The 13,803-nt window shown below is 49.2% G+C and carries 14 protein-coding genes; 12 read left to right on the top strand and 2 right to left on the bottom strand.

Annotated elements, in window-relative coordinates; translation table 11 throughout:
- Position 1: 1 nt before the first annotated feature.
- Positions 2-673: an ABC transporter ATP-binding protein gene (locus T472_RS07235; RefSeq protein ID WP_040907005.1), complete on the top strand. Its 672-nt coding sequence runs from the start codon at positions 2-4 to the stop codon at positions 671-673.
- 52 nt (positions 674-725) lie between these two features.
- Here T472_RS07235 and T472_RS07230 read toward each other — a convergent pair whose 3' ends face one another.
- Positions 726-1,754 (bottom strand): AI-2E family transporter, encoded by a 1,029-nt coding sequence (locus T472_RS07230; RefSeq protein ID WP_023384231.1) that lies wholly within the window; start codon positions 1,752-1,754, stop codon positions 726-728.
- Between the two features lie 162 nt (positions 1,755-1,916).
- A complete protein-coding gene (locus tag T472_RS07225; protein WP_023384228.1) occupies positions 1,917-4,007 on the bottom strand; it encodes a glutamine synthetase III family protein in 2,091 nt (696 codons plus the stop codon).
- A gap of 241 nt (positions 4,008-4,248) precedes the next feature.
- Here T472_RS07225 and zupT point away from each other — a divergent pair, with 241 nt between their 5' ends.
- The 11 genes from zupT (at position 4,249) to T472_RS07170 (ending at position 13,475) form a co-directional block, all read left to right on the top strand.
- A complete protein-coding gene (gene zupT, locus T472_RS07220) occupies positions 4,249-5,061 on the top strand; it encodes a zinc transporter ZupT (RefSeq protein WP_023384226.1) in 813 nt (270 codons plus the stop codon).
- Positions 5,062-5,316: 255 nt separating this feature from the next.
- The gene (locus T472_RS07215; protein ID WP_023384221.1) at positions 5,317-5,712 is read left to right on the top strand and encodes a DUF134 domain-containing protein; all 396 of its coding nucleotides are present in this window, start codon (positions 5,317-5,319) and stop codon (positions 5,710-5,712) included.
- Positions 5,709-6,077: a NifB/NifX family molybdenum-iron cluster-binding protein gene (locus tag T472_RS07210; RefSeq protein WP_023384218.1), complete on the top strand. Its 369-nt coding sequence runs from the start codon at positions 5,709-5,711 to the stop codon at positions 6,075-6,077. Before T472_RS07215 ends, T472_RS07210 begins: the two co-directional genes overlap by 4 nt.
- Positions 6,064-6,936: a nucleotide-binding protein gene (locus T472_RS07205; protein WP_023384213.1), complete on the top strand. Its 873-nt coding sequence runs from the start codon at positions 6,064-6,066 to the stop codon at positions 6,934-6,936. The genes T472_RS07210 and T472_RS07205 overlap by 14 nt, the downstream gene beginning before the upstream one ends.
- Positions 6,914-7,834: an ATP-binding protein gene (locus T472_RS07200; protein ID WP_023384211.1), complete on the top strand. Its 921-nt coding sequence runs from the start codon at positions 6,914-6,916 to the stop codon at positions 7,832-7,834. Before T472_RS07205 ends, T472_RS07200 begins: the two co-directional genes overlap by 23 nt.
- Complete coding sequence (locus T472_RS07195) at positions 7,791-8,615, top strand: MBL fold metallo-hydrolase (protein ID WP_023384209.1); 825 nt, start codon at positions 7,791-7,793, stop codon at positions 8,613-8,615. The genes T472_RS07200 and T472_RS07195 overlap by 44 nt, the downstream gene beginning before the upstream one ends.
- Before the next feature lie 16 nt (positions 8,616-8,631).
- A complete protein-coding gene (locus tag T472_RS07190; RefSeq protein ID WP_040906993.1) occupies positions 8,632-9,492 on the top strand; it encodes an Mrp/NBP35 family ATP-binding protein in 861 nt (286 codons plus the stop codon).
- The gene (locus T472_RS07185; RefSeq protein ID WP_040906991.1) at positions 9,489-9,839 is read left to right on the top strand and encodes a NifB/NifX family molybdenum-iron cluster-binding protein; all 351 of its coding nucleotides are present in this window, start codon (positions 9,489-9,491) and stop codon (positions 9,837-9,839) included. The genes T472_RS07190 and T472_RS07185 overlap by 4 nt, the downstream gene beginning before the upstream one ends.
- Positions 9,840-9,892: 53 nt before the next feature.
- Complete coding sequence (locus tag T472_RS07180; RefSeq protein WP_023384207.1) at positions 9,893-10,570, top strand: peroxiredoxin; 678 nt, start codon at positions 9,893-9,895, stop codon at positions 10,568-10,570.
- A 233-nt stretch (positions 10,571-10,803) separates the two neighbouring features.
- Positions 10,804-11,718 carry an AAA family ATPase gene (locus T472_RS07175; RefSeq protein ID WP_023384202.1) on the top strand — a complete coding sequence of 305 codons (915 nt, stop codon included), beginning with the start codon at positions 10,804-10,806 and terminating at the stop codon, positions 11,716-11,718.
- Positions 11,719-11,720: 2 nt separating this feature from the next.
- Positions 11,721-13,475 (top strand): vWA domain-containing protein, encoded by a 1,755-nt coding sequence (locus T472_RS07170; RefSeq protein WP_023384199.1) that lies wholly within the window; start codon positions 11,721-11,723, stop codon positions 13,473-13,475.
- The last annotated feature ends 328 nt before the right edge of the window (positions 13,476-13,803 follow it).

The following is a 13,803-nucleotide window of genomic DNA, read 5'->3' as shown; positions in this document are numbered from 1 at the left end:
TATAATTGACATGAGCCATGTAAGCAAGACCTACGGCAAGGGTGAAAACAGGGTATTCGCCCTTAAGGATGTTTCACTTACAGTATACCCGGGTGAATTCATCGCAATACTCGGACCATCAGGCTCCGGAAAGACGACCCTCATGAACATCATAGGTCTTATAGACAAGCCTGACAGCGGGACATACTTCATTGACGGTACAAGCGCCCATGACCAGCCGGACAGGGTATACTCAAGGCTCAGGAACGAGAAGATCGGCTTCGTTTTCCAGAAGTTCAACCTGATAGCCAAATACAACGCGCTTCACAATGTTGCGCTTCCGCTCCTGCACAGGGGTATGGGCTACAGGGATGCGAAGAAGGCTGCTGTCGCGACCCTCGAGAAGGTTGGGCTCGGCAACAGGCAGCATCACCGGCCGAACCAGCTGTCAGGAGGACAGCAGCAGAGGGTGGCTATCGCAAGGGCCCTTGTAGGAAGCTGTCCGCTCATACTTGCCGATGAACCGACTGGTGCCCTTGACAAGAAGACAGGTGAGGAGATACTTGATTTCTTCATGGAGCTGAATGGCGAAGGGAAGACCATCGTGATGATCACCCATGACCCGGGGATTGCCGCAAGGGCGAAACGGATAATAAGGGTTGAGGATGGGATGCTGGATACCTTTAATGGATAGTATAAGAGCCTCGGAAGTCATTTTATCATGGCTTCTGAGGCTCTTTCTTATCCTATTTCATTTTTCCGATGAGGGCTGCAGTTTCCTTGAACAGGAGCCTTGCAAGGCCGAAAAGGGGAACTGCGATGAACATTCCCATGACTCCCCACATGTGGTTTGCGACGAGGATTATTATCATGATGAACACCGGGTGCAGTCCTGTTGATTTTCCCTGAAGCTTCGGAGTGATGAAGTTGCCTTCAACCTGCTGGATCACAAGGACTGCAGCCAAGGTTACGATCGCCTGGGTGAGTCCGCCTGTAACGAGGGCGACAATTGTCGCGAAAGCTCCTGCTATGATGGAACCGAAAAGGGGAATGAAGTTAAGCACTCCGGACAGGAGTCCGAGAAGTCCTGAGAACCTTACTCCGATCATCATGAATGCTATTGTGGACACAAGTCCGACTACCGCAGCAATGATGAGCTGAGTCTTCGCATAGCTCCATATTACAGCATGGGTCTCGCTCTTGAGGTTCCTGAGGGAAGGCTTCAGCCATTCGGGTGATGAGTCATAGATGTTCCTGACCATGGTTTTGCCTGATGACAGGAAGTACACAGCCATTATGATTATGAGCACCATGTCGACTATCCCGAAAATGAAGCCGAGAGCCCTGGAGATGCCTGCGGCTATCTGTGAGCCAAGCCAGGATAGGAGCGAAGCGAGCACATTCTGGACCTCAGCAAGCACTGACTCAGGGATTCCGCTGTTTTCCAGGAATTCAAGGGCACCGGAGATGGCATTCCCAAGGTTGGCGCTTATTGTCTCGTATTCTGAAACGAACTCTGAAGCCTGCCTTATTACCGGTGGCAGGATCAGGTTGATAACAAGTGCAAGCACAAGCAGGAAGGATATGAGGACAAGCCCTATGGCGAGCTTCCTTCTTCCCTTGAGCCTCTTCTCCAGGGAATCCACCAGCGGATTGAGGAGATATGCTGCGACTATTGCAATGACCACCGGCACGAGTGCCGGAGCGGCCTGTATGAGGATCCACCCTAAAATAAGGAAGACTACTGATATCACTAGAAGTTTGGCATTTGACATCTTATCGCCCCTTTCTTTCATCCTTCTTAGTATACAACATGCATATCATCTGGGGAAGGGAAAAGGTTTGAAAAGGAAAAGGTGTCAGTAAAAAGGAGGGAGCGGCTCCTTCCCTTTGGGGTAGGAGGAACCGCTCCAAATTGTGTGTTATATGCTCAAGCGCTATACGCTGAACAGCAGTGTCCCGTAGGTCGGGTATGGCCAGTATTTCTCTCCGGCGAGTATCTCTATCTCGTCAGCTGCCTCCCTGAGGCTTACCATTGCAGGGAATACGTTCTCCCTGAAGTAGAATGCGCAATCAGCGGCATCCTTGCAGTCCTTGGCAGAATCAAGTACGCTTTCAAGTGCGTTAGTCCTTGCGTATACGCTGTCTGTAAGCGCTGAAAGCTCTGATATCATGTTGAGCTGGCTTTCGCATGCCATGTCAGGGATAAGGGTCCTTACTGCGATAGCTGTCTTGCTCAGCTCCTTGATGTAGGTGTTCGCAGCCGGAAGGATCTCCTTCTTGACCATGTCTATCATGGTCAGTGCCTCTATGTTGAGGGTCTTCGTGTAGGTCTCCATGGTTATCTCATACCTTGAATGGGTCTCTTCGCTTGAGAATATCCTGTGCCTGTTGAAGAGGGCAAGGTTCTTCTCCGCTATGAAGGTCTGGAGCGCTTCAGGTGTCGACTTGAGGTTAAGGAGTCCTCTCTTCTCTGCCTCGACAACCCACGCTTCCTCATATCCGTTTCCGTTGAATATGATCCTCTTGTGGTCCCTTATTGTCTTCTTGACAAGGGCATCCATTGCCTCTGTGAAGTTCGGTGCGGTCTCGAGGATATCCGCAAACTGCCTGAGCTCTTCAGCGACTATTGTATTTAGTATTATGTTCGGTCCTGAGATCGACTGTGATGAACCGAGCATCCTGAACTCGAACTTGTTGCCTGTGAAGGCGAAAGGTGAAGTCCTGTTCCTGTCTGTGGTATCCTTCGGGAACGATGGGAGCACGTCAACTCCGACTGTCATGTCTGTCCTTTCCCTGTGCTTGTATAGGTTGCCTGAATCTATGGCATCCATTATCGCTGTAAGCTCGTCACCGAGGAATATGGAAACTATGGCTGGCGGCGCCTCATTGGCTCCAAGCCTGTGGTCGTTTGCCGCTGATGCTATCGATACCCTCAGAAGGTCCTGATACTCGTCTACGGCCTTGATGACAGCCGACAGGAACAGGAGGAACTGGGCGTTCTGGTGCGGTGTATGGCCAGGGTCAAGAAGGTTCTTGCCTGTGTTGGTCGATATGGACCAGTTGTTGTGCTTTCCTGAGCCGTTGACTCCTGCAAATGGCTTCTCATGAAGAAGGCAGATGAGTCCGTGCTGGAGGGCGACCTTCTTCATCGTGTCCATTGTAAGCTGGTTGTGGTCGCTTGCAAGGTTTGTGTCAGTGAATATGGGGGCAAGCTCGTGCTGTGCAGGCGCAACCTCGTTGTGCTCTGTCTTGGCAAGTATTCCGAGCTTCCAGAGCTCCTTGTCCAGGTCCTCCATGAAGGCCGCGACTCTTGGCTTGATGGATCCGAAGTAATGGTCCTCGAGCTCCTGGCCCTTTGGAGGCTTCGCTCCGAAGAGTGTCCTGCCTGTGAACTTGAGGTCCTTCCTCTTCTCGAAGAGTGCCTTGTCGACAAGGAAGTATTCCTGCTCAGGTCCGACTGTGGTTATAACCCTTGTCGAGTCCATGTCACCGAAGAGCTTAAGTATCCTAAGCGCCTGTGTGTTCATGACTTCCATGGACCTTAAGAGAGGTGTCTTCTTGTCAAGCACTTCGCCTGTGTATGAGCAGAAGACTGAAGGTATGCAAAGGACGTTGTCCTTGATGAATGCGAATGATGTAGGGTCCCATGCGGTATATCCCCTGGCCTCGAAGGTTGCCCTCAGTCCGCCTGAAGGGAACGATGATGCGTCAGGCTCGCCCTTGATGAGCTCCTTGCCTGAGAACTCCATCATGACCTTTCCGCCATCAACTGGAGTTATGAAGCTGTCATGCTTCTCTGCTGTTATGCCTGTCATCGGCTGGAACCAGTGGGTGAAATGGGTGACTCCCTTTTCTACCGCCCAATCCTTCATTGCCGCAGCTACTGCGTTTGCTACTGTAAGGTCCAGCGCCTTTCCGTCCTGTACTGTCTTCTTGAGCGTCACATAGGTGTCCTTGGTAAGCCTCTCCTTCATTACTGTGTCATTGAAGACCATGCTCCCAAACAATTCCGGTACTCTGCACATAATACACAACTCCTTTTATTTCTGTTGCAAGCAAAAAAAAGGCGCCCGAAGACTACTGTCTTCAAGCGCCGTTGCTTGTATAACAGTTATTATATTTAGGACGAAGGATAATGTCAACAAAAAAATGAACTTTCGTTTAGAAATTTTTGGGCAGCTGAATTTTGTTCTCATTTCATCCATGTGACACTTGACATTGAATCCTCAGGGGGCACAATTGAATTAGAGGAAGGAGGTGGCTCAATTGAAAGAAAGCAATATTGTTCTCGCTGTCGGACTGGCTCTTTTTGCAGGCCTTTCAACTGGTGTCGGGGGGCTTTTCACCATATTCTTCAGGAGCACCAACAAGAAGCTTCTTTCTTATGCGCTTGGCCTCTCGGCAGGTGTCATGATATATGTGTCCTTCGTCGAGCTTTTTGCCCAGTCGGGTGACCTTCTTGCTGAAGCGTACGGTCCTAATGTCGGAGGCGTGATCAATGTCTCGTCCTTTTTCGGCGGAATGCTCCTTATAGCGATCATCGACAAGCTCATCCCGTCATATGAGAATCCACATGAGGCGATAACCATAGAGGACCTTGACTCCTGCGACCCGAAGCACAGCGACAGGAAGCTCCTCCGGGTCGGGGCGGTGACCGCGCTTGTCATAGCAGCGCACAACTTCCCTGAAGGCATCGCCACATTCATTTCAGCAATGCAGAATCCTGCTACAGGCATACCAATAGCCTTCGCTGTGGCTATCCACAATATCCCTGAGGGCATAGCAATTGCTGTGCCTGTGCACTGCGCGACAGGAAGCAGGAGAAAGGCTGTGGCCTTGTCATTCGCATCAGGCCTTACGGAGCCACTTGGTGCGATCGCCGCATACTTCATACTGATGCCTTTCCTTAACGATACCCTGTTCGGCATACTCTTTGCCGGAATCGCAGGCATCATGGTGTTCATATCCTTCGATGAGCTGCTCCCGACTGCAAGGGAATACGGGGAGCACCATATCTCAATATACGGGCTTATCACAGGCATGGCTATTATGGCCCTGAGCCTTATACTCGTATTCTGATCTCCGATTTGAAGAAGTAGTGGATAAAACGCCCTGTATGCCATTGTTTAAACTCTGCAAACAAGCCTGTGCAAGCTCGCGACAAAGATCGCGACCTTGCACAGGCTTATTTGCATGGGAAGAATCCGTTTGTTCTCTCAGGCAGTCATTGTACCAAAGTATTATTGTTGACATATGTCTTCAAAGGTTTATACTAAGATTATAAGTGGCATATGTCATAAAAGGCGTGTGCGATTATTAATGAGGTGATAATAAATGCCAAGACCGATGAAATGGAGGAAGGTATGCTGCCTTCCGGACAGCCAGGTTTTCGGCCCATTGGGGCAGAGGGCGATGACACTTGAAACTGTGTCGATGACGGTGGATGAATATGAGACCATCAGGCTCATTGACCTTGAGGGAATGATGCAGGAAGAATGTGCATCCAAGATGAACGTTGCCAGGACAACCGTACAGAAGATATATAACGATGCAAGGAAAAAGCTTGCTGATGTCATTGTGAATGGGAAGGTCCTGAGGATAGAGGGCGGAGAGTACAGGCTTTACGATGAGAATGAGAGGTTGGATGACAGAGGCTGCTGCCAGAGGCACAGGAGGATGGCCCAGATTGCCTGGAACCCTGATGAGGGAAAGGAAGGCGAAGACATATGAAGATAGTGTTGCCGGTAGAAGACAGGTCTATTGATGCAAAGGTAAGTGCACATTTCGGAAGGACACAGTATTATCTGGCATATGACGATATAACCAGGGAATATGACATAGAGGAGAATACAGCAGCAAAGAGCCAGGGAGGTGCAGGAATCAAGGCTGCCCAGACTGTAGTTGACCTTGGAGCAGATGTGCTGATAACACCAAGGCTTGGTGAAAATGCCGCTGAGGTACTGAGAGCAGCCGGCGTCAGATTATATGCATCCATTGAAGGAACTGCCTTTACCAATATCAGCAGGATGATAAAGGGTGAGCTTGAGACTCTAGAAGGTATCCATCCCGGGTTTCACGGACATGGGGAGAAGTAATTCAAGGATTGCAGTCCTCAGTGGAAAGGGCGGGACAGGAAAGACTCTTATTTCAGTGAACCTGTCAGCGGTCGCAGATGATGCTGTCTATGTGGACTGTGACGTGGAGGAGCCAAACGGCCATATCTTCCTTAAGCCGGAGTGGACAGGAAACATGACAGTTGCTGCAAAGCTTCCGATAGTTGACAAAGGCCTTTGCACAGGCTGCAGGGAATGCATTGATTTCTGCCGGTTCAACGCTCTGGCGTTCATTGCCAGAAGGGTAGTGGTATTTGAGAATGTATGCCACTCCTGCGGAGGCTGTTCCATAGTCTGCCCTGAAAAAGCCATATCAGAATATGATAACCCTATAGGTGAAATCAAGTCGGGATGGTCTGATGAAATCAAAATATATTCGGGAATCACGGATATCGGTGTAGAGTCAGGCGTTCCGGTCAACAGGAAGCTTCTTGAGGAGGTCAGAAAAGAGAAGGGTATGGTAATCCTTGATTGTCCTCCTGGAAGCTCATGTTCCGTGATGGAGAGCATAAGGGATTCTGATTACTGCATTCTCGTCGCTGAACCATCGATTTTCGGAGCGCATAACCTGAGGATGGTTCATCAGCTGGTGATGAAGATGGGAAAGCCCTTTGGAGCCATACTCAACAAATGTGATGATGGGGAGGACCCGTCCAGGCGATACTGCAATGAAAACAACATCAGGATAATAGGGAGGATTCCCTTTGATATGGAACTTGGAAGACTGAACTCCAATGGAAAGGTAGCTGTCAGGGAGAATGGAAAGTATTCAGCCATGTTCAAGGAGATATTTGTGACTCTGATGTCGGAGGTGAACTGTGAAACAGCTTCTGATACTTAGTGGTAAGGGCGGTACCGGCAAGACGACCGTAGCCGCTGCATTCATAAGGCTTCTTGATGCCCGCTCTTACGCGGATTGTGATGTGGATGCCCCGAATCTTCATCTTGTGACAAGGCATGAATCACCTCCTGAAATGCGTCCGTTCTTTGGTATGCCTAAAGCCTTCATCGACAGGGGGAAATGCGCAGACTGCGGAATCTGCATGGAATACTGCAGATTCGGTGCCATAAGTGACGTTAACGGCCATGAAGTGGAACCATATGCCTGTGAAGGCTGCGGTGTATGCATGCTCGTATGTCCGTATGGAGCTGTTGAACTCAGGGATTCAGTATCGGGCGACCTGATGCTTTACAGGGGAAAGGATATCTTCTCCACTGCAGAGCTTAGGATGGGGAGCGGAAATTCAGGACTTCTGGTTACGGAGGTAAAGAGACAGCTTAAAGATGAGGCCGTCTCCGAAGGGATTGCAATAATTGACGGGTCTCCCGGGATAGGTTGTCCTGTAATTGCTTCCATAACAGGGGTTGATATGGTACTTATCGTAACCGAGCCTTCCCTGTCAGGAATGAGCGACCTGAAGAGGATAGTGGCATCGGCAAGGCAGTTCAGGACAAAGGTTGCAGTCTGCATCAACAAGGCGGACACGGAGCAGGACATTGCGTTATCAATCGAATCATGGTGCCGGAGTGAAGGGATACCTCTTGCGGGCAGAATACCCTTTGACAAGAAGGCCCTGGAGGCAGTTAACAGGAATCTCAGCATTGCGGATATCGACTGTCCTTCGGGTAACGCTGCAAGGAAGGTATTTGAAGAAACCATGAGCTTACTGATGAATGAAGGAGATGAATCGGAATATGATCGTAAAGGTACTGATGGACAACGAATCAGTTTCAGATGAATTCAGTCAAGAGCACGGACTCAGCCTGTACATTGAGACAGGATCAAAGAGGGTACTGTTCGACACTGGTGCATCCGGAGCTTTTGCTGATAACGCTGAAAGAATGGGTGTTGACCTCTCGGCAGTTGATTTTCTGGTGATATCCCATGGGCATTATGACCATGGCGGAGGAATAAAGAGGTTCTTCGAACTAAACAGCAAGGCCAGAGCATTCATTAGCAGAAGAGCCTTTGAAGATCACTGGGCTGCAAAGCCTGATGGTACCAGGAAATACATAGGGCTTGACAAGTCAATACTGGATTCTGGCCGGGTAGTGCCTGTTGAAGAATATCATGTGATAGAAGAGGGTATTGAGCTGTTTTCAGGTATTAAGGGAGACAGGCTTTCACCATCAGGCAACGAAGACTTGTATATGGATCATGCAGGAAAGCTCCAGCATGACGATTTTTCCCACGAACAGAACATGCTGATTACGGAGGACGGAATTGGCGTGCTGTTCGCAGGTTGTGCCCACAGGGGTATAGTCAACATAATCGAGGAGATTGCAGTGGAAGGCAACATACTTCTTGAAGCTGTGATAGGAGGGTTCCACCTCTATAACAAATCCAGGGGAACCAGCGAGCTCCCAGAAAAGATTGATGAGATCGGGAGTTATCTGAGGGCTTCAGGCCCTATGTACTACACGTGTCACTGTACAGGGCTGAAGGCCTATGAAAGGCTTAAGGAAATAATGGATGGCAAGCTTGACTATCTGGCTGCCGGAAGAACAATAGAAATCTAAACTTAAGGAGCGTAAAATGAGCGAAGGATGCAATGGAAACTGCAGCAGCTGCGGCGAAGAATGTGAAGACAGGAAGGAAAAGCAGTCTCTTCTTGAGGATGCCAATGAATTCAGCAGGATCGGAAAGGTTATAGGAGTTGTCAGCGGAAAGGGTGGAGTCGGGAAATCACTCGTTACCTCCATGCTGGCTGTGGCGATGAACAGGGAAGGGTTTGAGACGGCGATACTTGATGCTGACCTGACGGGACCTTCCATTCCTAAGGCGTTCGGACTTTCGGGAAGGGCTTTCATGGACCAGCAGGGGATATATCCGATGAGGACAGCAACCGGTATCGGGATAATGTCGTCAAACCTTCTGCTTGAGAATGACACTGACCCGATAATATGGAGAGGTCCCCTTATAGCGAATGCAGTAAAGCAGTTCTGGAAAGATGTTGTCTGGGGTGACGTTGACTATATGTTCATAGATATGCCGCCGGGAACCGGGGATGTACCGCTTACTGTTTTCCAGTCGATTGCAGTGGATGGGATCATTATCGTAACTTCACCGCAGGAGCTTGTATCGATGATAGTTGCAAAGGCTGTCAACATGGCAAGGTCCATGAACATACCGGTACTAGGGATAGTTGAGAACATGTCATACTTCGAATGTGATGAGTGCAGCAAGAAGCATTATATATTCGGTGACAGCCATCTCGAAGAGGTGGCGGCAGCTCATGGCATAACCATGACCGCAAGGCTTCCGATCGATCCGGAGCTTGCAAGGACCTGCGACAGGGGAGAAATGGAAAGGTACATTGCAAAGGACATTGAAAAGGTAACAGACATGCTTCAGTTTGATGAAGAAAATACATTTATGGAAGGAGCAACAATATGAGGATAGCAGTAGCAAGCAACGGAGGTATGGTAACGGAACATTTCGGACACTGTGAGGCCTTCAATATTTTCAATGAGGAGAATGGCAGCATAGTAAGGGCTGACAGGATACCGAATCCTGGCCACAGACCGGGCTTTCTTCCCGTATACCTTCACGAGATGGGTGTTGATGTCATCATCTCAGGCGGAATGGGTGGAAGCGCCATACATATGTTCAATGAAAGGAACATCGAAGTTGTTACCGGGGCTGCCGGCGACGCAAAGTTCGCAGCAGAAGGGTACCTTAAGGGTGAACTGAAATCTACCGGGTCTGTATGCCATGAGCATATGCATCATGGGGAGTGTTAGGAATTCAAGGTTGTACCGCAACTTGAATAAATTTATCTTGAGGAGGAGAAGATATGGAAGTTACAAATGCTTTTAGAATGCCGCTTATCGGAGACGTGGCGCCTTCCTTCAAGGCAAAGACCACTCAGGGAGATATAAGCTTCCCTGAGGACTACAAAGGCAAGTGGGTAATCCTTTTCTCGCACCCGGCTGATTTTACTCCTGTCTGCACCACCGAATTCATGACCTTCGCATCAATGATGGATGACTTCAAGGCTCTCAATACTGAGCTTGTAGGGCTTTCAGTAGATTCAATCTATGCCCATATTGCCTGGCTCAGGAAGATCAAGGAACTTGAGTTCAAGGGCATGAAGGACCTGGAGGTCACCTTCCCGCTGATTGAGGACATAAGGATGGATGTAGCCAACAAGTATGGAATGATCCAGCCTGGTCAGTCAAATACGCAGGCAGTAAGGGCTGTATTTGTCATCGACCCGAAGGGAATAATAAGGCTCATCCTCTACTATCCGTTGTCAACCGGAAGAAACTTCGATGAAATCAAGAGGGTGATCCTTGCTCTCCAGAAGGCAGACAGCGACGGAGTTGCTACTCCTGCAGACTGGAGACCTGGCGACGATGTCATTGTACCTACAGCAGGTTCCTGCGGAACCGCCAAGGAAAGGATGGAAAGCCAGAACGAAGACACATATTGCCTCGACTGGTTCATGTGCTTCAGGAGAGAAAAAAAGTAAACCAAAGAAAAGACCGATAGATGAACAAATGCATAGAGGCATCCATGGTATTTGCCATGGATGCCATTGCTGCGTCAGCATGGGGATTTTGTCTTGAGGCTTTTCAAAGGATCAAGGACAGCGTTTCAAGAATTCAATTGACTTATAGGACTGAAGTAGTAAGATGAAATTGAATATGGCATATGTCAAATATTGTGATAATGATATCTGTTGAGTTGTAGGGGGAGATTGCGATGCTTGATTTTCTGAAGGAAGAGGGAATAAGGGAAAACCTCTTGTTAGAGATCAGGAAGTTCAGGGAGTTTTACAAGGTGGACAAGGATATGGCATACAGGATCCCCAGACCGAAGTTCCATTACTATGGGACCTCTGTCTGGGAGGATGCCATTGTTGCGCTCCTCTGCGGTGAAAACCTTCTGCTCACAGGGCCAAAGGCGACAGGAAAGAACGTACTTTCCGAGAATCTCTCTGCAGCCTTCGGAAGGCCGAGCTGGGACATCTCCTTCCATGTCAACACAGACTCATCGTCCCTTATTGGAACTGATACCTTCAGGAACGGCGAAGTGGCAATGAGGCAGGGACCCATACTCAATTGCGCACGATATGGGGGCTTCGGCATACTGGATGAGATCAACATGGCCAAGAACGATTCTGTGGCAGTCCTTCATGCGACCCTGGATTTCAGAAGGATAATAGATGTGCCTGGGTATGACAGGAACCATCTGGACGGAGCAACCAGGTTCATAGCAACCATGAACTATGGCTATGCAGGTACAAGGGAGCTGAATGAAGCCCTGGCATCGAGGTTCATGGTCATCGACATGCCCGGAATTTCTGATGAGAACCTGAAGAAGCTTCTCAAGAGGGAGTTCCCTGAGTTAAGGGGCAGGTATCTGGAGCAGTTCACAGCACTATTCAACGACCTCCAGAAGAAGAGCGGAAACGCAGAGATTTCAACAAAGTCTGTTGATTTGAGGGGACTTCTCTCAGCGATACGGCTCATGGAGAAGGGCCTTGAAGCAAACAGGGCACTCAGGATGGGGATCGTGAACAAGTCCTTCGATGAGTTCGAGCGAACCCTTGTTGAAGATGTCATAGCCCTGAGGATTCCGGGGAAGCTTGAAAGACATGACATCTTCAGGGTGTGACCATGGAAGACAGAGGAAGCGAAAAGGCTAGGGCATCCAACATAATATGGACAGCGGCAGGAGATTATGCCTTCAAACCTGAAATGAGGGCATACGATGAAAGGGGTAAGGCAGATATCTACTGGAACCAGGTGATAGGTGCGGCGCACAGGTACTATGAGTTTGAAAAGGTCATCGCGTTCTTCGGGACCCTTGAGGGTGACAGGAACGCTGTGATATTTCGAAACCTCATGTGGCTTGGAATCGAGAACGGCACATTCCTCAAAGGACTTGAGGAAAGGCCTGCGATCGGACCGCTGAGGGAGGCCTATGCCCTTAAGACATTGGGGAAATGGGAAGGGAAGGAACCTTACGACGAGGTTGATGAGATAGAGATTGCCCATTATCGGAGAGCTCTTGGCCTGAAGGCGGAGGGAACTCCACTCGCGACCAAGATACTTGACGAGCTTGAATTCGATGCATCAATGGACACCGACATGATAATCGTGAGGATGAACCATATACTTGAGGGCTATTTCGAGTTCCTTCCGCTGGATGAGAAGGGCATGAAGCCTAAGCGCACAAGGAGCGGCAGGGAGATGGTCCATCTTGGTGGCAGACGAAGGCTTACCCAGGGGGTGCCTTACCTCAAGAGGCTCAGCTTCGGAACCGCTGAGTACAACGGGGAAATAAGGATCGGGGATGCTGAAGGGAAAAGCGGATTTTCACTTCAGCTGCTGAAGATCAGGAACAAATGGGAGCAGGACCAGAGGGAGTACATAAGAAGCCATTTCGGTGAGCCATCTGTACCTGATGACGGCACAAGGGCGCTTGAAGGCATCCTCTGTACAGGCAACCACAGCAGCTGCCATCTTCACATGACAAGAGGAATCTTTGCCGGGAGTGAAGCTTCAGCTTTTGTTATGAAGGCAAAGGCAAGACAGAGGGAAATCAACATAAGGCATTATGAGGAGAACCATGCGAGAAATTCCAACCTTATTTCAAGGCTTGAGAGAAGGATAAGGAACACCATGCTCACGAGCATGGAGTCAGCAAAACTTAAGTCTGAAAGCGGCAGCCTGGTAATTGAAAAGGTATGGAGGAATGTCCATCTTAATGACGACATGGTATTCATAAGGACTCTCCGCGAAAAGACAATGGACCTCTCAGTTGACATCATGCTTGACGGGTCATCATCCCAGATGTCAAGGCAGGAGTCGATCGCTGCACAGGGATACATCATAGCTGAGAGCCTGACACGCTGCGGGATCCCGGTCAGGGTCTCTTCCTTCTGCAGCGTCAGGGATTTCCTTGTTCTGAATATCTACCGTGATTACGAGGAAATCAAGAAAAACAGGGAGATATTCGGCTATACCGTGGCCGGCTTCAACAGGGACGGCCTTGCAATAAGGACAGCGCTGCACCTTGCCGGAGGAGGCAAATACCAGAACAGGATACTCATAGTGCTTACAGACGGGGATCCCAATGACATGCACGGCATGAGCATGTCAGGCAGGTTGCCTGGCAGGAGCATGTCAGGGAGGCTTCCCGGCAGGAGGGAGTATGCAGGACCCGCAGGGGTAGAGGATGCTGCCAGAGAGGTAAGGAATGGAGTCCGTGGCGGAATATCAGTCATAGGCGTATTCACAGGTCTGGACAAGAATGTGGAAGCGGCAAGGAAGATATATGGACGTAATTTCGCACGGATTGAATCACCGGAGAAGTTTGCAGATGTAGTGGGCGTCCTGCTGCAGAACGAGCTGGCTAACATGGAATGAGTAGAGGCAATGACGAAATGGTTCAGTCATTGCCTTTGCTGCGCCTGTGAAAAATATGCAAAAGGATTGCGAATGAAAGGGAATGAGGTAGTGTATTTTAATTTGTGTTTATACATGACTTAAGATATTAACAAGAGTGAGAATAGGAACAGGACAATAGAGCTGAGACATGCTCAGGCACCATATCGAAAATCGATTCTCTGGATTTACAATACGCGCATTCCAAATAGACTGTCAACTTACGTTCAATGGCATTAAGTTAATCTCGCTCAAGAAGCTATCACAAACAGTGGTAGCTTCTTTTTGATGTTAATTGACCATACACATC

The sequence above is a fragment of the Youngiibacter fragilis 232.1 genome, assembly GCF_000495435.3.
GTDB lineage: Bacteria > Bacillota > Clostridia > Clostridiales > Clostridiaceae > Youngiibacter > Youngiibacter fragilis.
This window is presented reverse-complemented; position numbering and strand designations above follow the sequence as displayed.